Here is a 21,474-nt window from a genome sequence, read left to right on the forward strand (position 1 = left end):
CGGCTGCCGCCGCCCCCGAGACGGGCGCCCGCGCACACCCCGCTGTACGCCTGACCCGCCCGCGGTCGCCGGTACCGCGGGATCCGGAGCTTTCACGGAAGGTAGACGATGTCCGACGCCAACACCCCTTGGCTGCCGGTGCCGGATCCGGTCAAGCGCTCGGTCCGCTCGGTGCACACCGCGCTCGGCCAGGCCACCCGGGGCGTCCGCGCACTGCCGACGTTCGTCGTGGCCGGCGCACAGCGGTGCGGCACGACGTCGCTGTTCCGCGCCCTGGTCCAGCACCCGCAGGTCTTCGGCCCGCCCCTGCGCAAAGGGGTGCACTACTTCGACACCGACTACCACCGCGGTTTGGACTGGTACCGGGGGCACTTCCCGCTGCGGGTCCTCGTGCGCGCCGGCAGCGGGCGCCCGCGCATCGAGGTGGGCGAGTCCAGCCCCTACTACGTGTTCCACCCGCTGGCGCCCGAGCGGATCTCCCGCGACCTGCCGGGCGTGAAGGTGGTGGTGATGGTGCGCGACCCGGTGGAGCGCGCCTACTCCGCGCACAGCCACGAGCTGGCGCGCGGCTTCGAGACCGAGCCGTTCGAACGGGCGCTGGAGCTTGAGCCCGAGCGGCTGCGCGGCGAGGAAGAGCGGCTGCGCGCCGACCCCGCCGCGCGCTCCCACTCCCACCAGCACCACGCCTACCTGGCGCGCGGCCGCTACGCAGAGCAGCTGCGCCGGCTGGAGCGCCATGTGGGACGCCACCGGCTGCACGTGGTCGAGAGTGAGGCGTACTTCGACCGCCCCGAGCAGGTCTTCGCCGGGATCGAGGACTTCCTGGGCATCGCCCACTGCGACAGGATCCGGTTCGCCAGGCACAACACGCGCCCGCGGGACCCGATACCCGTGCGGCTGCACGCCCGGCTGGCCGAGCACTTCGCCGGGCACGACCAGGACCTGGCCGACTGGTGGGGACGTGACCCGCAGTGGCGGAGGTGAGCGCCCCCGGCCACGGCCGGGCGGGCCTGCGCCGGGTCGCCCGCGGCGGCGCCCTGAACGTGGCCGGCGCCGCGGCCGGGGCGGTGCTGAACCTGGCCATCGTGGTCGCGGTCGCGCGGGGGTTCTCCGCCGACACGGCCGGGCTGCTGTTCGCGGCCACCTCGGTCTTCCTGCTCGCATCGGCGGTGGCCAACCTGGGCGCGCCCAGCGGACTGGTGTACTTCCTGGCCCGGCTGCGCGCCCGCGGCGCCGAGCACGCCGCTTCGCGGGTGCTGCGCATCGCCCTGGGCCCCGCGGCGGCCGCGTCCCTGGCGGGCACCGCGGCGATGCTCGCGCTCACCGACGACCTCGCTTCGCTCATGGGCGAACCGGACGCCGCAACCTACCTGCGGCTGCTTGCGGCCTTCCTGCCCTGCGCGGTGCTGACCGATGCGGCACTCGCCGCCACCCGCGCGCACCATGTGATGCGGGCGGGGGTGCTGCTGGACAGGGTGGGCCGCCCGCTGGCGCAGCTGGTGCTCATCGCCGCGGTCGCGGCGACCGGCTGGGCGGGACTGCTGACGGTGGCCTGGGCGGGCCCCTACCTTCCGGCGGCCGTCCTGGCCTGGTGGTGGATGCGGCGCATCCTCGCGTCACACCGCGAGCGGGAGGCGCCCCCGATGTCACCGGCGCGGCCGGCCGGCCCGGCGGCGCCCGCAGAGCACGCCGCAGACGAGGTGACGCCCCGCGCGTTCTGGGCGTTCTCGCTCCCCCGCTCCCTCGCGGCGGTCGCCCAGCTGGGCATCCAGCGGCTTGGCATCGTGTTCGTCGCCGCACTGGCCGGCCCGACCGAGGCCGCGGTGTTCGCCGCCGCCTCCCGCTACCCGGTCGCTGGGCAGTTCGCGGCTCAGGCGCTGCAGTACTCCGCCGAACCGCGGCTGGCCGAGCTGCTGGCCGAGGACGACCGCCGCGGAGCCAACACCCTCTTCCGGGCGAGCACCGCCTGGCTGATCTGCCTGACCTGGCCGCTGTTCCTGCCCGCGCTCGTCTACGCCCCCCTGCTGATGGAGATGTTCGGCGGGCGCTACGCCGACGGTGCCGCGGTCCTGGCGGTCGTCTGCCTGGCACAGCTGCTCGCCGCGGCCCTCGGGATGGGCGACCTGGTGCTGGCGATGACCGGGCGCACCCGGCTGAACCTGGCGAACAACCTGCTGGCGCTGGCCTCCAATGTCGTGCTGTGCCTGCTGTTGGTGCCCTCGGCGGGTGGGGGTGGCGCGGCGGCGGCGTTCGCGGGCGCAGTCGCGGTGCGCAAGGCGCTTCCGCTGGTGCAGCTGGGGCGCTCGCACGGGCTGCACCCGTTCGGCGCCAGGTGGGCGCTGGCGGCGGGAAGCTGCCTGGTGTGGTTCGGCGGCGTGCCCCTGCTGTGTGCGGCGGCCCTGGGCACGGGACCTTGGTCGCTGGCGGCGGCGATGGCGGTCGGCTCGGCGGGGCTGATGGCGACCCTGTGGCGCCTGCGCGACCGCCTGGAACTCGACCTCCTGCTGCGCCGGGACGCCCTCCTTGCCGGGGCCGGCTGAACCCGGCCGACACGGCGGCGCGGTCGGCACCGGGCCGAGCCGCGCCGCCATCCGAAAGTCCGTCCGCGCGCGCCCGCGACCTGCGCGACATAACCCTACGAGCAAAAAACTACGCTCAGTTATGCGATGATGACGGTATGCCAACCGCCCCGGTCCTCTTCGTCGCGTCGAGCGGCGGGCACCTCGCCCAGTTGTGGTCACTGCGGCCCTGGTGGTTGCAGCACAGCCGGATCTGGGTCACCTTCCCCACAGCCGAGGCGCTGCGGCTGCTCGACGGCGAGGACGTGCGCCCGGCCTACCACCCCACCACCCGGCACCTCGGCAACCTGCTGCGCAACACGGTGCTCGCGGTGCGCACGCTGGCGCGCACCCGCCCCTCGGCGGTGGTCTCCACCGGCGCCGGGGTCGCCCTGCCGTTCTTCGCCCTGGCGTGGCTGCTGCGCATCCCGACCGTCTACATCGAGGTCTACGACCGCATCGACGTCCCGCCGCTGACCACGCGGCTGTGCCGCCCCTTCACCCGGCTGCACCTCACCCAGTGGGAGGAGCAGCGCGCCTTCCTCCCCGACTCCATAACCGTGGGACCGCTGCTGTGACCGACGAACACCCCGGACCAGAACCCGCCGAACGCCCGACGACCGGCGAGAAAGCCGGCCGGGACGCCGCCGGGGCGGCCGACGCGCGCCCGCTGGTCCTGGTCTCCGTGGGCACCGACCACCACCCCTTCACCCGGCTGATCGACTGGTCGGACTGCTATGCGCTCGACCGTCCCGATGTGCGCGTGCTGGTGCAGCACGGAGCCTCGCAGGCACCGGCGGCGGCGGAGGGCACCGCCTATCTGGACCGCGGTGACCTGGGCTCCGCCATGGGCGAGGCCGCGGCCGTCGTGACCCACGGCGGTCCCGCCACCATCGTCCAGGCGCGCGAGTCCGGGCGCCTGCCGATCGCCGTGGCCCGCGATCCTGAGCTCCGCGAACACGTCGACGACCACCAGCTGCGGTTCGTGGACCGGCTCGACGAGGCGGGTCTCGTGCGCGCCTGCTCCAGCTACCAGCAGTTCTGCGCCACTGTCGACAAGGCGCTGGCCCAGCCCGAGGACTTCCGGCCGCGCGAGCCGCCGGGCGGAACCACCGCTGCCGCCCTCCGCGCGGGCCGCCTGATCGACGTGCTCGCCCGTCCGGTCGCGCCGCACGCCGACCGGTCGCAGCCGCCTCCTCCGCCGGACTCCGAGCTACCGGAGATCACCGCCGTTGTGCCCACGCGCGACCGGCCCGACCTGCTGCGCAGTACCCTGAAGCACATCCGCGGCCAGGACTACCCCGCCACCGTGCACACGATCGTGGTCTTCGACGGCACCGAGCCCGACCGCTCGCTGGCGAGCGCGGACGGACACCGGCCGGTGCGGGTGCTGGCCAACACCGCGGTGCCGGGCCTGGCCGGGGCCCGCAACACCGGCCTACTGGCCGCTCGGACCGAGCTGGTCGCCTTCTGCGACGACGACGACCTCTGGCTGCCGGGGAAGCTGCGGGCGCAGGCCGCGGTGCTGTGCGCCGAGCCCGGCACCGAACTGGTGTGCTGCGGCATCCGCGTCCGCTACGGCGGCGCCGAGTCCGATCGGCTGCTGCGGCGCTCCAGCGTAAGTTTCACCGACCTGCTGCGCTCGCGCCTGACGGAGCTGCACCCGTCGACGTTCCTGCTGCGGCGCAGCGCTCTCGTCGACGGGTGCGGCGGCGTCGACGAGGAGATCCCGGGCGGCTACGGCGAGGACTACGAGCTGCTGCTGCGACTGGCCCGGCGCGCCCCGATCCGCAACGTCGCGGAGCCGCTGGTGCGCGTGCTGTGGCACCGGCGCTCGCACTTCGGCGGCCGGTGGCAGACGATCTCCAACGCACTGCGCTGGCTGCTGGGGGCCTACCCGGAGTTCCGGCTGGTGCCGCGCGGCTATGCCCGGGTGGCCGGCCAGATCGCCTTCGCCGAGGCGGCGGCGGGGCGGCGCGGCGCGGCACTGGAGTGGGCGACCGCGGCGCTGCGCGCCCACTGGGGCGAACCGCGCGCCTATCTTGCGGCGGCCGTCATCTGCGGGGTCTCCCCAGGCGCGGTCCTGCGCACCCTGCACAAGTGCGGTCGAGGAATCTAGCCGGGGCGGGCCGCGACCCGGTCGGCGTCCCCGGCATCCGCCTGGCCGCTCGCCCGCGGATACCGGATGCGGCGCCAGGTCCGGGCATGGCCTCACCTCTCGCCGCGCGCTCCCCGGCCGCGCATGGCGCGTGCCTGGTCGGCGATGCCGATCGCCTCCTCGACGGCCTCGCGCGCCAGGCGGGGGAGGTCGACGTAGCGGTCGCCGGAGGCCTGCAGGTAGCCGCGGGTGGCGTAGCGGTTCTGCAGCACGCGGAAGTCGCAGGATGGCGCGGTGATTCCGTCCCACAGCTTGACGGCGCGGACACGCTCGTAGTCGCGGAGCGTCTCGGGGATGTCGGCATACCACTCCCGCGTGGCCGCCGGGTCGCCCGGGATGGGTACGGTGCCCATCTCGCCGACCATCACAGGCTTGTCCGCGTCGATGCCGTGCTCGGGGCCTTCGTTCTGGAACCACTCGTAGGCAGGGCGCAGCGCCTCTTCGAAGGTTACGACGTGGTTCCAGCTCGGCTGCAGCTCGCAGCCGGTCATGTTGTAGGCCTCCCAACTGATCCAGTCGACGTAGTCGTTGCCCGGCCACAGGCTGGGCAGCCGACCCAGGTTGCCCTTCCAACCGGTGACGTTCCAGACGAAGACGGCGTTGTCGGCACCGTTGGCGCGGTAGACGTCGACGATGTGCCGCCAGGCCCGGACGAACTGCTCGGGAGTGCCGCGGGTGTTGTAGCGCTTGTCGGCGTCAGCCTCGTGGTCGAAGGTGACGAAGAACGGCCGGCCCAGGTCGGCGATGCGCCGCGCCTGGCCGCGCAGCGCGTCGTCGAAGCGGCCCCCGATGATGTCGCCGTAGCTCTGCACCGGGTGGCCGGCGGCGTTGAACCGCCGGGCCTCGATGTTGGCGTGGAGGAACCGCCCCTCCTCGGCCAGGCGGCGCTCCTCGGCAGTGGGCACGCGATGCTGGTCGACGCCGTGCCAGGTGTAGACGATATCCAGCGGGCGGCCGACGGCCTCCTCCAGGGGCCGGACGTCGCCGCGGTAGGGGCTGGCCCCCCACCACACGCCGCAGCTCGGCGCCAGGATCTCGTCGACGGTGCACTCCGCGGAGGGCGGGGCGGACGGCGACGGCGTGGGCGCGGGGCCGGGAGCGGGCTGGGGCCCTGAAAACGCGGCCGCGCCGGGCGCCGCCGTGGCCTGGCCCGAGGACTGCGCGGCCGAGGCGGAGGGCGCGGGCGCGGACTGACCGGCGGAGGGCGCGGCCGAAGGGCGCGGTGGCGCGGAGGTGCCGGGGCGCCCCCCGGAGCCGTCCGCGCCGCCGGCAGGCGCGGTGCGGCCCGGCGCCGCGTGGCCCGTGGCGGAGCCGCCGGGAGCGGGCGATCCGTAGCCGGCGGCGGGCCAGACCGCGTCGAGGCGATGGGCGTACGTGCTCACCACGCCGGTGGGCGCGACCGCCACCACCGCGACCGTCACCGCCAGCGCGGCACCGCCCCACCGGCGGGGCATGCAGAGATTCGGCGCGCGGCGGACGGCGTGTCCGCGGCGGCCGGCACCGTCACCTTCCCTTCGCTCCCCCATACACAGAGAGCTACCATAGAGACACGGATAGATATATGCAGCCGCAATCGCTCGGCGCGCCGCATCCCGGAAAAGTCCGGCATCGCCTCACTGCACGGGCGATCCCTTCGCCCGCCGCGCCGCCTGCGCCTCCGACGGCCCGGCTCAGTAGCCGAACCTCGGCCGGCTCGCACAGGTCAGAGCGGCGACCGCGGCCTGCCCCGCCGGGCTCAGTCCGCTGCGCCATGCGCCGTCGGCGCGCACCCGCACCGCGCCGGTGTAAAAGCGCATCGGGTTGCCCGAGACCGTGTGGGCGCACGACAGCCGCGCCACCCCCTCGGCGTCCACCGGCAGCGCGCCGGTGTGGCCGGCGAACGCCGCCAGCGCGCCGAACTCGCCCGCGGGGTTGGCCACGAAGTCCTCGTAGCGCACGCGGAGCGTCGGGACTCCCAGACGGGTCAGCCGCGCCAGCACCTCGTTCTGCGCCGTCCACTGCACAGCGGCGCGCCCGGGCGTGTACCGGGCCATCTCCTGTTCGGGGCTGGAGGCCGTGGCGTCGGGTCTGGGCACGCGCTTGCTCCAGGCGTGGGCGACCGCGCGGGGATCGCGCAGCACGTGCACCAGGCGCAGCCGTCGCCCGTAGCGGTGGCGCAGGCAGGCGGCCAGCGACGCGTGCTTGCTGGAGTCGACGATCACCCGGCATCCGCTCACGCGCGCGGCGGCGGCGTAGAGGCGGTCGTAGAGGCCTGTGTAGCGCATCAGGGACTCGGCCCTGCGCACCGGAGGGCGGCCGCTCAGCAGGGCGGGCACGAACCTGGTCCGGTCGACCGCGGCCTGGAGTCTGAGCACCTCCGCCGGGTCGAGGCGCTCCCAGCCGCCGAACGCGGCGGCCCCGACGTCCTGCCAGAAGCCGCACTCGGCGAAGGGAGCGCCGCAACCGCAGGCCTCGCCGTCGATCAGCGCCCGGCGCCACATGTGCACCACTTCGCCCAGCGAGCAGACTCCGGGCAACTCGTCCAGCAGCCGCTCGACTAGAGTGGAGCCGGAGCGGCCCATGCCGCCGACGAAGAGCAGTTGGAAATCGGCCACGGGCACACCCTAATACGGTGCGTGTCCGCCTGGAAACTCTCGGCGACAAGGCGTCAATGCCGGTCCGCCCCGCTCCGGACGAGAGTGGCACGTGCACGGGCGGACCGGCCCCGGGGCGGCCTACTCGGCGCGGACGATCATGCCGGCGGCGACGGTGGTGTTGGTGCCCTCTTCGATGAGGACGAAGCCGCCGGTGAGCCGGTTCTCCTTGTACTCGTCGGCGAACAGCGGTTGAGTGGCTCGCATGCTCACCCGGCCGATCTCGTTCAGCGAGAGGTCCTCGGCGTCCTCGTCGCGGTGCAGCGTGTTGACGTCCAGCCGATAGCGGATGTCGCGCACCATGACTTTGGCGTTGCGGGTGGTGTGCTTGATGACCAGCCGGGACCGCGGTGTGAGCTTGCGGCTCTCGGCCATCCAGCAGACCATCGCCTCGATGTCCTGGGAGACCACTGGCTGGTTGTTGGGCCGGCACAGCATGTCGCCGCGCGAGATGTCGATCTCGTCCTCAAGCAGCATCGTCACCGACATGGGCGGGAAGGCCTCGTCCAGCTCGCCGTCGGCGGTGAGGATCTTCGCGATGCGGCTGCTCAGCCCCGACGGCAGATGCATGATCTCGTCGCCGGCCTTGAACACGCCGCCCGCGACCGTCCCGGCGTAGCCGCGGTAGTCGTGCAGCTCGGGGTCGGCGGCGCGCTGCGGCCGGATGACGTACTGCACGGGGAACCGCGCGTCGATCAGGTTGCGGTCGGAGGCGATGTGCACGTGCTCCAGGTGGTGCAGCAGCGACGAGCCGTCGTACCACGGCATGTTGATGGAGCGGTCCACCACGTTGTCGCCGTGCAGCGCCGAGATCGGGATGTAGGTCAGGTCGCTGACGTCGAGCTTGGTGGCGAAGTCCGTGAACTCCTGCTTGATCTCCTCGAACCGCTCCTGGGAGTAGTCGACGAGGTCCATCTTGTTGATGGCGACCACCAAATGGGGCACCTGCAGCAGGGTGGCCAGGAATGCGTGGCGCCGGCTCTGCTCCTGCAGGCCCTTGCGCGCGTCGACCAGGATGACCGCCAGGTCGGAGGTCGACGCCCCGGTCACCATGTTGCGGGTGTACTGGATGTGCCCGGGGGTGTCGGCGATGATGAAGGTCCGCCGCGGCGTCGCGAAGTAGCGGTAGGCGACGTCGATGGTGATGCCCTGCTCGCGCTCGGCGCGCAGGCCGTCGGTGAGCAGAGCCAGGTTGGTCTGCTCCTCGCCGCGGCCGCGGCTGGTGCGCTCCACGGCGTCGAGCTGGTCCTCGAAGATCGACTTCGAGTCGAAAAGGAGGCGGCCGATCAGGGTCGACTTGCCGTCGTCGACCGAGCCGGCCGTGGCGAACCGCAGAATGTCAGTACTCATATGCACGCGTTCCAAGTGGGTGGGGAGAGGGCGCCGGGGCTTAGAAGTAGCCCTCGCGCTTGCGGTCTTCCATGGCCGCCTCGCTCGAGCGGTCGTCGGCGCGGGTCTGGCCGCGCTCGGTTATGCGCGTCGCGGCGATCTCGGCCATGATCTCCTCCAAGCTCGTGGCCGAGGAGCGCACCGCACCGGTGCAGGTCATGTCACCGACCGTGCGGTAGCGGACGGTCGCCTCGAACAGCTCCTCGTCATCGTTGCGGGCGATGTAGGGGCTTTCGGAGAGCAGGATGCCGTCGCGCTCGAAGACGGTGCGCTTGTGCGAGTAGTAGATCGGCGGCAGGTCGAGGTTCTCGCGGGCGATGTAGCCCCACACGTCCAGCTCGGTCCAGTTGGACAGCGGGAACACCCGGATGTGCTCGCCCCGGTTGATGAGCGTGTTGTACACGTTCCACAGCTCGGGGCGCTGCGCCTTGGGGTCCCACTGGCCGAACTCGTCGCGGAAGGAGAACACGCGCTCCTTGGCGCGGGCCTTCTCCTCGTCACGCCTGGCGCCGCCGAACGCGGCGTCGAAGCCGTGCTCGTCCAGAGCCTCCAGCAGCGCTGAAGTCTGCAGCCGGTTGCGGCTGGCCCAGCGGCCGGTGGGCTCGACGACCTTGCCGGCGTCGATCTGCTCCTGCACCGAGGCGACGACGAGCTTGACCCCGGCCTCCGCCAAGCGGCGGTCGCGGAACTCCATCACCTCGGGGAAGTTGTGCCCGGTGTCGACGTGCATCACCGGGAAGGGGATCGCGCCCGGCCAGAAGGCCTTCTCGGCGAGCCGCAGCATGACGATGGAGTCCTTGCCGCCCGAGAAGAGCAGCACCGGCCGCTCGAACTCCGCGGCCACCTCGCGCATGATGTAGATCGCCTCGGCCTCCAGGAAGTCCAGCTGGGAGAGCTGGTACCTGCCGAGCGGTGCCGTACTGGCCTGACTCATAAACCCGCCTTACGCTCCTATGACGCACACGAAGGGTGGCTGCCGTGCACTCAGCCCGCCGCGTGTGGGTCCGCGCCGTCGCGTTCGGCAACGCCGCGGATACTAGCCAACAACATATTCGACAATTCCGGTCGACAGACAAGAATATCCGGGAGCGAGGGGTCGGTCCTGTTGTAGGAAAGTTCGCTTCCGTCGATGCGCGACGTGTGCAGGCCCGCCGCGTGCGCGACCGCCACCGGGGCAGCGCTGTCCCACTCGTACTGACCGCCCGCGTGCACGTAGATGTCGGCGATGCCGAGCAGCACGGCGCAGATCTTGGCGCCGGCCGAGCCCATCGGGACGATCTCGGCGCCCATCTGGTTGGCCAGGCGCTGCACGAAATCCGGCGGGCGGGTGCGGCTGGTGGTGATTCGCAGCCGCTGCGCGGCGGGGCGCTCCTCGGGCAGCCACGGCGGGTCGACGGTCGAGACCGTGCTCCCCTGGGCGGGCAGCGCGACCGCGCCCGCGACGAGCTCGCCGTTCTCCCACAACGCCACGTGCACGGCCCAGTCAGTGCGGCCGGACTCGGAGAACTCCCGAGTGCCGTCGAGCGGGTCGATGATCCACACCCGGCGGGCGCTCAGCCGCGCCTTGTCGTCGATGCCCTCCTCGGAGAGCACCGCGTCGCTGGGACGCAGGCGGCCCAGACTGGAGAAGAGGAACTCGTGCGACGTGCGGTCGCCGAGTGTGCGCAGAACCTCGGGCTCGTCGAACCCCTGCCGGGCCCGGAGCCGGAGCAACTGCTGCCCCGCCTCGGTCGCCAGGTCACGCGCGACTTCATGATCGTTTCGGATGCTGCTCACCGGCCTTAGTACGCTCCCGCTCCGCGGACAACTGCTGACCATGTCTTCCACAGGATCTGGACGTCCAGGGTCAACGACCAGTTTTCCACGTATCGCAGGTCCAGTCGGACGGATTCCTCCCAGGAGAGGTCCGACCGGCCGCTGACCTGCCACAGCCCTGTCATGCCCGGCTTGACCACCAGGCGCCGACGAACGTCGCGGCCGTACCGCGCAACCTCTTCGGGCAGCGGGGGCCGCGGACCCACCAGTGACATGTCTCCCCGCACGACGTTGATCAGCTGCGGGAGCTCGTCCAGCGAACAACGGCGCAACCAGCCGCCGATCGCGGTCACCCGGGGGTCCCGGCGCATCTTAAAGAGTACGCCGTCGTGCTCGTTGGTAGGACGGAGTCCCCGCTTGAGGTCGTCCGCCCCGACCACCATGGTACGGAACTTGTAGACCGTGAACTCGACACCGTCCTTGCCGACTCTCGTCTGGCGGAACAGGGCCGGGCCGCGGTCCGGTGCGCGGATCACCACGGCCAGCCCGAGCAGGAACGGCGCGAGCGCCGCCAGGGCGAGGGCGGCCGCCGTCCGGTCGAACAGGCCCTTGACCACGCGCCTCGCACCGGCCAGTTCCGGGTGCTCCACGTGGAGCAGCGGCAGACCCGCGACGGGGCGGATCGTGGTGCGCGGACCGGCCACCTCCATCAACGCCGGCGCCACCGTCAGGTCGGTACCGCTCTTCTCCAGACGCCAGGACAGCCGACGCAGTTCGACGCCGTCCATCTCCGGGCAGGACAGCACCGCGACGGTGTCGGCTCCGGCCCGCTCGGCGGCCTCGGCCGTGTCGGCGAATCCGCCCAGCACCGGGCAGCCGTCGACCTCGCCGCCGGCCCACGCCTGCCGCGGGGGCAGGCACACGCCGATGACGCGCATCCCGTGGTAGGGCTCGCGGCGAAATTGCCGGACCAGGTCGCGCGCGGACTCCAGGTGGCCCACCGCGACCACGCCGCGCATGCACCGCCCGCGCCCGCGCATCCGGTGCAGCCGCTTGCGCCAGGCGTAGCGCATGGCCAGGCTGGCCGAGACGACCGTGGCCAGCGCCGGAAGTACGTACCCGCGGGCGACGTCGACCTGTGCGGCGCAGAAGCAGACGGCCGCTCCCGCCGTCAGCACTACGCCCGCGCTGAGCACACGGCGGAACTCCTCGGTGCCCTGCCCGACGAACCGGCGCGCATAGCCGCCGGCGACCGCGACCGCCACCATCCACAGACCGGGAAACGCCAGCGAGAACATCAGGTACCAGTGCCCCGCCGGCGCCTCCAGCGGGTCGGCGAAGCGGATCTGCAGCGCGCACGCGCCCGCGAGTGCGCCGGCGCCGGCGTCGATCCACCGGAGCCCGCGGACGTAGGAGCGCATCCAGGCCGGAGCGGCTCGGACGGTCGACGCGCCAGCGGCCTGCGCCGGGACCCGTTCGATTACGACCATGAACCCCCACCTCGGCACGGCCCCCGCTCCCCGCCCGCCTCCCGGGCGGACGCCCGGACCGCTGTCGGGCGCTGCGGGCGGCACGGCATGCGGCCGAAGCCGGTGCGCGGGGACGAGGGGTGCGTAGACGCGATCTGACGCGAGAGATCATAGCCAAACGTAATAACATCGTCGCGTGACGTGACGGATCGTCACCGGAAAAGGCCGCGTCGGCGTACAGGCTTCGGCCTTGCCGGATCGGGACCGCCGCGCAGCGGTGGCGCTGCCGCCCCGCGTGCGCAGGCACGAGCCGAGCGGTTCGGCGCGGTGGGAGCGGAGGCCGGCGGTGCCCGGCGGTGCCGGGGGTCAGGCCGCGGTGTGGTAGATGTTCTGGGCTTTCTCCAGGCCGTCGGTCAGCACGGTCTCGACGGCGTCGGCGGCGCGCTCGACGACGACGCCCAGATCCTTGCGCTCGGTGGAGGAGAAGTCCTTGAGGACATAGGCGGCCGCGTCCATCCGGCCGGGCGGGCGGCCGACGCCCACGCGCACCCGCAGGTATCCCGGGTCGGACAGGGACGCGCTGATCGAGCGCAACCCGTTGTGGCCGCCCGCGCCGCCGCCGCGCTTGAGCCGCAGCGTGCCGAAGGGGACGTCCAGCTCGTCGTGGATCACCAGGACGCGCTCCAGCGGCACCTTGTAGAAGCGGCTGAGCGCCGCGACGGGGCCGCCGGAGAGGTTCATGAAGGAGCGCGGCTTGGCCACGACAGCGGGCACGCCCTGGATGCGGGCCTCGGCGACCTCGGCGCGCGCCTTGTGGGACTTGAACCGCTGCCCGCCGCGCTCGGCCAGGGCATCGGCGACCATGAAGCCGATGTTGTGCCGGTTGCCGGCGTAGGAGGGGCCGGGGTTGCCCAGGCCCACCACCAGCCAGCGCTCGGTCTCGACCGGGGCCACCTCACCGCTCCGCTCCTCAGCCGGCGCGTCCGCGGACGCGCCGGAGGACGGCGGCACGCCGCCGGGCAGGATCCGCCGCAGGAGAGCACGCATAGCCGTCCGCCGTCTGGTTCCGTGTGTCGCCTGCGCCGCGCTCCCCCACGGGTGCGCGGCGCACTGCTGCGGCCGGGGCACCCGCGGTGCGGGCGCTCCCGGCCGAGGTCTCGGACCTACTCCGAGGAGGAGGACTCCTCCGGCGACGACTCGCCGGACTCGCCCTTGGCGGCCGCCTCGACGGCCTCGGCCGCGACGTCGGCCTCCTCGGTCTCCAGCGCCTCGACCTCCGCGTCGCTGCGCTCGGGGGAGATCGTCAGCACGTTGGTCTCGGGGTCGGTCGCCAGCTCGGTGCCCTTGGGCAGCTTCAGGTCGGCCGCCGTGACGTGCACGCCGACCTCCAAGCCCTCGACGTCGAACTCGACGCCCTCGGGGATGTGGGTGGCCTCGGTCTCGACCTCGACGGTGACCAGTTCCTGGTTGAGCACGCCGCCCGGCGCGATCTCACCGGTAAGCGTCACCGAGATCTCGACGTTGACCTTCTCGCCCTTCTTCACCACGATCAGGTCGACGTGCTCGAGGAAGCCCTTGATGGGGTCGCGCTGCACGCTCTTCGGCAGCGCGAGGTTGTCGGAGCCGGAGAGGCCGTCGACACGCAGGAGCACGTTCGGGGTCTTCAGGGCCAGCATCAGCTCATGGCCCGGAAGCGTGATGTGGCGAGGGTCGGTGCCGTGGCCGTAGAGGACGGCCGGCACCTTACCCGCGCGGCGGACGCGCCGTGCGGCGCCCTTGCCGAATTCCGTGCGCGGCTCGGCAGCGATGCGTACCTCGGACACGACAAAACTCCTCGGGATCGTCCCCGCGAACCGCGGGGAACACGACTTTACGTAAAACGGCTCCCGCGTAGACGGCGACGTCCTCAGGGGCCGAGGGGCCGCTGCCTGCCGACGGCGGGAACGGACCCGCGCCGCGTGGAGCACACCCGGAACGGGCGCGAACACTCGCCGACGGCGCCGCACCGGCCGCGGCGGTGCGGCCATGTTCCTGTCCAGCGCCCAACGCGTCCCAGCGGGAGCTGGGGACACCCGATCCAGTCTAATGGCTCTGCCGGGCCCCTCGAACATATACCGACGCCTGCGGACACGCTCACCGCGCACCCGCAGGCGGACCGCGCCGTGCCGCCGGGTCAGCCCTCGAAGAGGCTGGTGACCGAGCCGTCGCTGAAGACCTCGCTGATGGCGCGCGCCAGCAGCGGAGCGATCGACAGCTGCGTGAGCTTCTCGAACCGACGGTCCTTGGGGATCGGCAGCGAGTTGGTGATCACGACCTCGGAAATGCGCGAGTTCTGCAGCCGCTCGGCGGCGGGCCCGGAGAGCACACCGTGGGTCGCCGCCGCGATGACCTCGCGGGCGCCCTGCTCGAACAGGGCGTCGGCGGCCTTCACGATGGTGCCGGCGGTGTCGATCATGTCGTCGACGAGCACGCAGGTCCGGCCGTTCACCTGGCCCACGACCTCGTGCACCTTCACCTGGTTGACCACGTCGGGGTCGCGCCGCTTGTGGATGATCGCCAGCGGCGAGCCCATGCGGTCGGCCCAGCGGTCGGCGGTGCGCACCCGCCCGGAGTCGGGCGAGACGACGGTCGACTCGTCGGCCGAACCGACGCGCGACTGCACGTAGTCGGCCAGCAGCGGCAGCGCGAACAGGTGGTCCACCGGGCCGTCGAAGAAGCCCTGGATCTGGTCGGTGTGCAGGTCGATCGCCATGAGCCGGTCCGCTCCCGCGGTGCGGAAGAGGTCGGTCATCAGCCGGGCTGATATGGGCTCGCGGCCCCGGTGCTTCTTGTCCTGGCGCGCGTAGCCCAGGAACGGTGTCACCACCGTGATGCGCTTGGCCGAAGCCCGCTTCAGAGCGTCGACCATGATCAGCTGCTCCATGATCGACTCGTTGATCGGGTCGGAGTGGCACTGCAGCACGAAGGCGTCGCACCCGCGCACCGACTCCAGGTAGCGCACGAAGATCTCGCCGTTGGCGAAGTCCTGGAACTTCGTCGGCGCGACCTCGATGCCGAGCTGATCGGCCACCTGCTCCGCCAGATCGGGGTGCGTGCGCCCCCCGAACAGCATGAGCTTCTTCTGACCCGCGGCCTTCATGCCGGTCACTTCAGAGATCCCCCACAGACACTGACTCAGTCAACCTTCATCGCGGCGCTCGGCGGACCCCGAAGGCCCGTCCTGCGCCCGTTCGGCCGCCTCGGCGGCGGCCGTTCCCGGGCGCTTGCGCCCTACCCAGCCCTCGATGTTGCGCTGATTGCCGGCCGAAACCGCCAGCGCACCGGGCGGGACGTCTTCGCGGATCACGGTGCCGGCACCGGTGTAGGCGCCGTCGCCCACGTGCACCGGCGCGACGAAGGTGTTGTCGCTGCCGGTGCGGGCGTGGTCGCCGATGGTGGTGCGGTTCTTGGCGACACCGTTGTAATTGACGAACACCGAGGAGGCGCCGATGTTGACGCCCACACCGATGTCGGCGTCGCCGACGTAGGTCAGATGCGGGACCTTGGAGCCCTCGCCGACGGTGGAGTTCTTCACCTCGACGAACGCGCCGATCTTGCCGGCGGGCTCGATCACGGTTCCCGGGCGCAGGTAGGCGTAGGGGCCGATGCTGGTGTTCGCGCCGACCTCGGCGTCGTCGGCGACGACGTGGCGCACCCGGGCCTCGGCGCCAACGCGGGTGTCGCTGAGCCGGCAGCCCGGACCGACGACGGCGCCCTCGTCGACGACGGTGCGGCCCAGCAGCTGGGTCTGGGGCTCCACGACCGCGTCGGCGCCGATCTCGACCTCGGCGTCGACCCAGGTCGAGGCGGGGTCGACGATGGTCACTCCGGCGCGCATGTGCCCGGCCAGCAGCCGGTCGTTGAGCATCCGGCGCGCTTCGGCGAGCTGCACGCGGTCGTTGACGCCCTGGATCTCGGTCCACTCGCGCGCGACGGAGGCGCCGACGCGGTGGCCGTCGCCGCGCAGGATCGCCGCGGCGTCGGTGATGTACTCCTCGCCCTTGGCGTTGTCGGTGGTCAGCCGGCCCACGACCGAGGCGAGGAGGGCGCCGTCGAAGGCGTACATGCCGGAGTTGATCTCGTCGACGGCGCGCTGCTCTTCGGTGGCGTCGGCGTGCTCGACGATCGCGGTGAACTCCCCCGAGGAGTCACGGACGACGCGGCCGTAGCCAGCGGGGTCGGGAACCTCGGCGGAGAGGACGGTGACGGCGTTGCCGGCGGCCTAAGTCGGAGGCCAAGCGGTCTTAGGAAGACAAAACAGGCAGTCAACTCCTTGGCTCACAGAACGACATGGCTACGATCCGACTTCTCAGCTCCTCCACGGCCATGCGCACGGCGTGGCCGGTGCCGTTCTGCTCCTCCTGCACCGCGGTGGAGACCGCCGGGGCGGTGTCCTTGAGGTGCTGGGCGACGCGTTCGCGCGCGTGGCCGACCACCACCACGGTGCGCTCGGGCTCCAGCTCGTCGGCGGCGGCCAGGACATGGCCGAGCATGCTGCGGCCGCAGATCTCGTGCAGGACCTTGGGAAGCCTGGACTTCATACGGGTGCCCTCGCCCGCCGCAAGGACGATGACGGCAGCCGGACGGCTCACGCTCACTGGCGGAGACTCCTCATGTCGCTGGCGGATGCGGATGATCCCCGCGCCGGCGCGGGCGGGGTGTCGCGGACGCGGCGCGACGCGGCTCCCCGCGGTGACCGCGGGGTCGACACGACGTATCCGTTCGGTTGACGGCGCTCGACGGGTACCTGGCAGGCGGAACGCAGACAGGCCAGACCGCGCGGGCCGACATGGGCAGGATACATGTGGCCTTTGGACGGCGCGGTTGCGGCCGCCGGGCCCGCCGCGTGCGCACCGGGGACTCCGGCGGCCCGGAAACGGGAGGCCCGAGCGGCCGTCCGGCGGAAACAGCGGGGAAACAGCCGGGACGGCGGGGCTGTGAAATTCGCGACGCGCCGCGGCCTCGGGCGGCAGGGACGCGGGGAGGGACGACGGCGGGAAGCGCCGATCGCACCGGCCGACCGTGCTCGGAGGCACGGGGGGCCGGTGCCCGCTCGGCTCCCGGGGAAGGATTCGAACCCTCACCTCAAGGCACCAAAAGCCTGTGTCCTGCCTTTAGACCACCCGGGAAGGGGACTCCGCCGCCCGCGGGGCGGCGCGATCCGCATGCTAACGATAGCGGCTCCGCCCGGACGTCGGCACATCCGTCGTGCCCGCACCGGCCGGGCGCGTTTCCCGCCCGCACCGCCCGGCGGCCGACCGCAGGCGGCACCGCTCTGCGCAGCCGGCGCGCTGCGACTTTCGCCGGCACCCTTTCGAACTTACGAGGGCGTAGGTTACGGTTACGTAGGTATAGGTTCCGGCGACCGGCGCAGTCGGTGGCCGGCCAGGAAGACTCCGCGCCGACTTCAGCAGTCAGGCCCGCGAACGAGGTGGACACATGACCGCAGCACCCGAGCTCTCGCCCGACCAGGCGACCAGGCGGAGGCCCGAACCCGAACTCGACCCCGAGGGCCGGGGCAGGGTCGAGCGCTACACCGTCTTCGCATTCGTCTTCATCCCGCTCCTGGCTCTGGTGGCGGCGGTGCCCTTCGCTTGGGGCTGGGGCCTCACGCTGACCGACATCGTCATCGGGGCGGTCTTCTACGTCGTCAGCGGCCTGGGGATCACGGTGGGCTTCCACCGGCACTTCACCCACGGATCGTTCAAGGCCAACCGCGCGCTGCGCATCGCGCTGGCCGTGGCCGGCAGCGTGGCCATCCAGGGCTCGGTGATCAAGTGGGTGGCCGACCACCGCCGCCACCACAAGTACGCCGATGCCGAGGGCGACCCGCACTCGCCGTGGCGCTTCGGCGACGACTGGCGCTCGGTGGCCAAGGGCCTGTACTACGCGCACATGGCCTGGCTCTACCTGGACGAGGAGAAGACCTCGCCCAAGCGCTTCACACCCGACCTGCTCAAGGACGACGACATCCGCCGCGTCGACCGCCTGTTCGGTCCGATCGTGCTGTTCTCGCTGCTGGGCCCGGCACTGATCGGCGGCCTGGTCACGATGTCCTGGTGGGGCGCGCTGACAGCGTTCTTCTGGGCCGGCCTGGTGCGCGTCGCGCTGCTGCACCACGTCACCTGGTCCATCAACTCCATCTGCCACACCATCGGCGAGGAGAACTTCGAGGTCCGCGACCGCTCGCGCAACGTGTGGTGGCTGGCCATCCCGTCCTTCGGGGAGTCCTGGCACAACCTGCACCACGCCGACCCCACGTGCGCCCGCCACGGGGTGCTCAAGGGGCAGATCGACATTTCCGCCCGCGTCATCTGGATTTTTGAGAAACTCGGATGGGCGAGCAAGGTCCGGTGGCCCAACACCCAGCGCCTTGCCGCTAAGCGCGTCGGCGCCGAGAGCTGAAGTGAGTCTCCACCATGGCAACGGTCAGCGGGAGCGAGAAGGGCACACGGTCGCGCCGCAAGCGCATGACCGGCAAGCAGCGCCGGGAGCAACTCCTGGACATCGGGCGCGAGCTCTTCGCCGAGCGCGGCTTCGACGCCACCTCGGTCGAGGAGATCGCGGCGCGGGCCGGGGTGTCCAAGCCGGTCGTCTACGAGCACTTCGGGGGTAAGGAGGGCGTCTACGCGGTCGTCGTCGACCGCGAGATGCAGATCCTGCTGAGCATGGTCGGCGACTCGCTGGCCGCCGACACCCCCCGGGGCAAGATCGAGAACGCGGCGCTGGCGCTGCTGCGCTACGTCGAGGAGTGCAGCCAGGGCTTCCGCATCCTGGCCCGCGACTCCCACGCCGCCTCGGGCACCGGCAGCTTCGCCAGCCTGATCAGCGACATCGCCACGCAGGTCGAGCACATCCTGGCCGAGGAGTTCAGCAGCCGCGGCTACGATCCCAAGCTCGCCCCGATGTACGCGCAGTCGCTGGTGGGGATGGTGGCCCTGACCGGCCAGTGGTGGCTCGAGGTCCGCAAGCCCAAGCGCGAGGTCGTGGCCGCCCACCTGGTGAACCTCGCCTGGAACGGGCTGTCGAACCTGGAGCCCAAGCCGCGCCTGGACCACGTCCAGCACAAGCGCGGCGACGCCTAGCAGCGGCGCCGGGCCGGTCCGCGGGCCTCCGGGCCCGCCGGACCGGCCTGTGCGTGTGCGGGGCCGGACACCGGTCCGTGCACGGGTCCGTGCACCGGCGGCGACTATCTTGATATCAAGAGATATGCTGGCCGCATGCGTGATGAGGTCGACGGTCTGGTCGAAGCGTGGCGCGCCGAGCGCCCCGATCTCGACATCGAGCCCCTCCAGGTACTGAGCCGGGTGTCCCGGCTGGCCAGGCACCTGGACCGTGCGCGGCGCGCGGTCTTCACCGAGCACGACCTGGAGCCCTGGGAGTTCGATGTCCTGGCGGAGCTGCGCCGCTCGGGGCCGCCCTACGAGCTCAGCCCCGGGCGACTGCTGCGGGCCACGCTGGTCACGTCCGGCACCATGACCAACCGCATCGACCGCCTCGCCGACGCCGGCCTGGTCCGCCGCGGCCCCGACCCGGCCGACAAGCGCGGCGTCCTGGTCCGGCTGACCCCCGAGGGGCGGGAACGCGTCGACGGCGCGCTGGCCGCCCTGCTCAGCTACGAGGAGTCCCTGCTGACCGGAGTCTCGCGCAGGGACCGCCAGAGCCTGGCCGCCCTGCTGAGGTCGGTACTGTCCCCCCTCGACGAGTAGCCGCCGCGTCGGCCACTCTTGTGACCCGGCGGCGTCGTCCCCGCTCGCACCGGGACGCCGCACCGGCGCGCCACCGGCCCCCGGAAGCAGGAGCAGGAGACGGAGTCGACGACATGCACAACCGCTGGTGTTCCGCCGCCGCAGCGGCGGCGGCCCTGGTGCTGGCCGGTTCACTTGCGGCCTGCTCGGCCGATGACGGGCAGGAGGAGCCGCGCAAGCACTACTACCTCTCGCTCGGCGACTCGCTGGCCGTGGGGGTGCAGCCGCAGCCCGACGGGACGGCCGAGGAGACCTCCCAGGGTTACACCGACGCCCTGTACCGCACCCTCTACGACCGCGACTCCACACTCGAACACGAGCGCATGGGGTGCGGCGGCGAGGACAGCACCACCTTCGTCAACGGCGGTTTGGAGCACTGCGCCGAGCGCTACGAGGAGGAGTCGCAGCTGGTGCAGGCCGAGCGGTTCCTCAAGGAGCACCGCGACCGCACCGCGCTGGTGACAGTGGGCATCGGGGCCAACAACTTCACCGGCTGCGTCCTGGAGGCCGTGCAGGGGCAGGAGGGGCAGGCGGGGCAGCACGCGCAGTCGGATGAGCCGGGAGGAGCCGACTCGGGATCGGGCGGGGCCGGTGAGGCCGGCGGGTCCGGCGGAAGCGGGGGCGGGCCCGGGCTGTCCGGACTGGGCAGCATCGACCGCGGCTGCGTCGACGACGGCCTGGAGCGCCTCCGCGAGGAACTGCCCGTCATCGCCACCCGTCTGCGCGACGCGGCGGGCCCCGACACCCGGATCGTCGGTATGACCTACTACAACCCCTTCCTGGCCGCGCTGCTCCTGGACGGCGGAGCCGCCGGGGCGCAGAGCGGGGACGGCGGCGGGGACGGCGCAGAGCAGCCCGAGAACGAGACCGTCGAGTACGCCACCGGCGTCTTCGAGGAGATGAACACCGTCATCACCGAGACCTACGAGGACGCCGGAATCGGGGTCGCCGACGTGGCCGGGGCCTTCCACTCCTCCGACTTCGACGTACCCGCCGGCAGCGAGACCGGCATGCCCGCCAACGTGCAGCGGATCTGCGACTACACCTGGATGTGCAACACGACCCGCGGCCCCGACATCCACACCAACCGGGCCGGCGCCGCCGCAATCGCCCGGGCCTTCGCCGCCCGCGTGGAAATCTAGCCGAGCCCGTGCGGCCGGCGGTCCCGGTGCCCGCCGGTTGGTGGCGGTCGCGACGAGGCAGCAAGGGCGGCGGACGGCCGAGCCCACGAGCATCGGTTCCCGTGCCCGCCGGTGGCGGTCGCGACGAGGCAGCAAGGGCGGCGGATGGTCGAGCCCGCGGTCGTCGGTTCGCGTGCTGACTGATTATCCCTTGCGACGAGGCAGCAACGACGGCGGACGACCCAGCCACGACCACCGGATCCGATGCCCCCGGTCACGCACCCGACGAAGCGGCGACGGCAGCGGAAGGCCGAGCCCGCGACCACCGGCAATGGTGCCCGCTGGTGGCGGTCGCGACGAGGCAGCAAGGGCGGCGGACGGCCGAGCCCGCGGTCGTCGGTTCGCGTGCTGACTGATTATCCCTTGCGACGAGGCAGCGAGGGCGACGGGCGGTCAAGCCCGAGCGCATCGGTTCCGGTGCCCGCCGGTTACGCACGTGCCGGGGCAGCGAGGGCGGTGGGCGCAGGGGGCCCGGAATGGCGTGAGGGGTTTCGGCGCGGCTCTTCGCCCGCGCGGGCCGGACCAGAGCACCCCATGCCCGATT

General features: G+C 72.2%; 17 protein-coding genes, 1 tRNA gene and 1 pseudogene. 8 read left to right on the forward strand and 11 right to left on the reverse strand.

What is annotated here, in order from left to right; genetic code table 11:
- The first annotated feature begins 108 nt into the window (after positions 1 to 108).
- The 4 genes from ABEA15_RS21230 (at position 109) to ABEA15_RS21245 (ending at position 4,677) form a co-directional block, all read left to right on the forward strand.
- Positions 109 to 984, forward strand: coding sequence for a sulfotransferase family protein (locus tag ABEA15_RS21230; protein ID WP_345558532.1), 876 nt, complete (start codon positions 109 to 111; stop codon positions 982 to 984).
- On the forward strand, positions 981 to 2,540 hold the full coding sequence (locus ABEA15_RS21235; protein WP_345558534.1) for a lipopolysaccharide biosynthesis protein: 1,560 nt from the start codon (positions 981 to 983) through the stop codon (positions 2,538 to 2,540). Before ABEA15_RS21230 ends, ABEA15_RS21235 begins: the two co-directional genes overlap by 4 nt.
- Positions 2,541 to 2,677: 137 nt before the next feature.
- A complete protein-coding gene (locus ABEA15_RS21240) occupies positions 2,678 to 3,136 on the forward strand; it encodes a UDP-N-acetylglucosamine--LPS N-acetylglucosamine transferase (protein WP_345558536.1) in 459 nt (152 codons plus the stop codon).
- A gap of 107 nt (positions 3,137 to 3,243) precedes the next feature.
- On the forward strand, positions 3,244 to 4,677 hold the full coding sequence (locus ABEA15_RS21245; protein ID WP_345558553.1) for a glycosyltransferase: 1,434 nt from the start codon (positions 3,244 to 3,246) through the stop codon (positions 4,675 to 4,677).
- A 92-nt stretch (positions 4,678 to 4,769) separates the two neighbouring features.
- Here ABEA15_RS21245 and ABEA15_RS21250 read toward each other — a convergent pair whose 3' ends face one another.
- From ABEA15_RS21250 to ABEA15_RS21300, 11 genes and pseudogenes are all read right to left on the reverse strand, one after another.
- A complete protein-coding gene (locus ABEA15_RS21250; protein ID WP_425579430.1) occupies positions 4,770 to 6,170 on the reverse strand; it encodes a glycoside hydrolase family 26 protein in 1,401 nt (466 codons plus the stop codon).
- 216 nt (positions 6,171 to 6,386) lie between these two features.
- Positions 6,387 to 7,277, reverse strand: a complete 891-nt coding sequence (locus ABEA15_RS21255; protein WP_345558557.1) for a sulfotransferase — start codon at positions 7,275 to 7,277, stop codon at positions 6,387 to 6,389.
- Positions 7,278 to 7,430: 153 nt separating this feature from the next.
- Entirely contained in the window at positions 7,431 to 8,699 is a 1,269-nt protein-coding gene (gene cysN, locus ABEA15_RS21260; protein ID WP_345558538.1) for a sulfate adenylyltransferase subunit CysN, read from the reverse strand.
- A gap of 40 nt (positions 8,700 to 8,739) precedes the next feature.
- The gene (gene cysD / locus ABEA15_RS21265; RefSeq protein WP_345558539.1) at positions 8,740 to 9,672 is read right to left on the reverse strand and encodes a sulfate adenylyltransferase subunit CysD; all 933 of its coding nucleotides are present in this window, start codon (positions 9,670 to 9,672) and stop codon (positions 8,740 to 8,742) included.
- Between the two features lie 50 nt (positions 9,673 to 9,722).
- Positions 9,723 to 10,514: a 3'(2'),5'-bisphosphate nucleotidase CysQ gene (locus ABEA15_RS21270; protein ID WP_345558540.1), complete on the reverse strand. Its 792-nt coding sequence runs from the start codon at positions 10,512 to 10,514 to the stop codon at positions 9,723 to 9,725.
- Positions 10,515 to 10,519: 5 nt separating this feature from the next.
- Positions 10,520 to 11,983 carry a sugar transferase gene (locus tag ABEA15_RS21275; RefSeq protein WP_345558542.1) on the reverse strand — a complete coding sequence of 488 codons (1,464 nt, stop codon included), beginning with the start codon at positions 11,981 to 11,983 and terminating at the stop codon, positions 10,520 to 10,522.
- A 345-nt stretch (positions 11,984 to 12,328) separates the two neighbouring features.
- Positions 12,329 to 13,009: an aminoacyl-tRNA hydrolase gene (gene pth, locus ABEA15_RS21280; RefSeq protein WP_345558544.1), complete on the reverse strand. Its 681-nt coding sequence runs from the start codon at positions 13,007 to 13,009 to the stop codon at positions 12,329 to 12,331.
- A gap of 116 nt (positions 13,010 to 13,125) precedes the next feature.
- Entirely contained in the window at positions 13,126 to 13,785 is a 660-nt protein-coding gene (locus ABEA15_RS21285; RefSeq protein ID WP_344142376.1) for a 50S ribosomal protein L25/general stress protein Ctc, read from the reverse strand.
- Between the two features lie 350 nt (positions 13,786 to 14,135).
- Positions 14,136 to 15,110: a ribose-phosphate diphosphokinase gene (locus tag ABEA15_RS21290; RefSeq protein ID WP_344142377.1), complete on the reverse strand. Its 975-nt coding sequence runs from the start codon at positions 15,108 to 15,110 to the stop codon at positions 14,136 to 14,138.
- 30 nt (positions 15,111 to 15,140) lie between these two features.
- Positions 15,141 to 16,223, reverse strand: a pseudogene (glmU, locus tag ABEA15_RS21295) (bifunctional UDP-N-acetylglucosamine diphosphorylase/glucosamine-1-phosphate N-acetyltransferase GlmU); the annotation flags it as partial.
- A gap of 835 nt (positions 16,224 to 17,058) precedes the next feature.
- Positions 17,059 to 17,130: transfer RNA gene (locus ABEA15_RS21300), tRNA-Gln, on the reverse strand.
- A 310-nt stretch (positions 17,131 to 17,440) separates the two neighbouring features.
- Between ABEA15_RS21300 and ABEA15_RS21305 the strand changes: the two genes are divergently transcribed.
- The 4 genes from ABEA15_RS21305 (at position 17,441) to ABEA15_RS21320 (ending at position 20,891) form a co-directional block, all read left to right on the forward strand.
- A complete protein-coding gene (locus ABEA15_RS21305; RefSeq protein WP_344142381.1) occupies positions 17,441 to 18,406 on the forward strand; it encodes an acyl-CoA desaturase in 966 nt (321 codons plus the stop codon).
- Positions 18,407 to 18,420: 14 nt separating this feature from the next.
- Positions 18,421 to 19,086, forward strand: a complete 666-nt coding sequence (locus tag ABEA15_RS21310; RefSeq protein ID WP_345558547.1) for a TetR/AcrR family transcriptional regulator — start codon at positions 18,421 to 18,423, stop codon at positions 19,084 to 19,086.
- 135 nt (positions 19,087 to 19,221) lie between these two features.
- Positions 19,222 to 19,710 (forward strand): MarR family winged helix-turn-helix transcriptional regulator, encoded by a 489-nt coding sequence (locus ABEA15_RS21315; RefSeq protein ID WP_344142384.1) that lies wholly within the window; start codon positions 19,222 to 19,224, stop codon positions 19,708 to 19,710.
- Between the two features lie 113 nt (positions 19,711 to 19,823).
- Positions 19,824 to 20,891, forward strand: a complete 1,068-nt coding sequence (locus ABEA15_RS21320) for a GDSL-type esterase/lipase family protein (protein WP_345558549.1) — start codon at positions 19,824 to 19,826, stop codon at positions 20,889 to 20,891.
- Positions 20,892 to 21,474: the final 583 nt, after the last annotated feature.

Origin of the sequence: Streptomonospora halophila (assembly GCF_039542725.1) — a bacterium.
GTDB lineage: Bacteria > Actinomycetota > Actinomycetes > Streptosporangiales > Streptosporangiaceae > Streptomonospora > Streptomonospora halophila.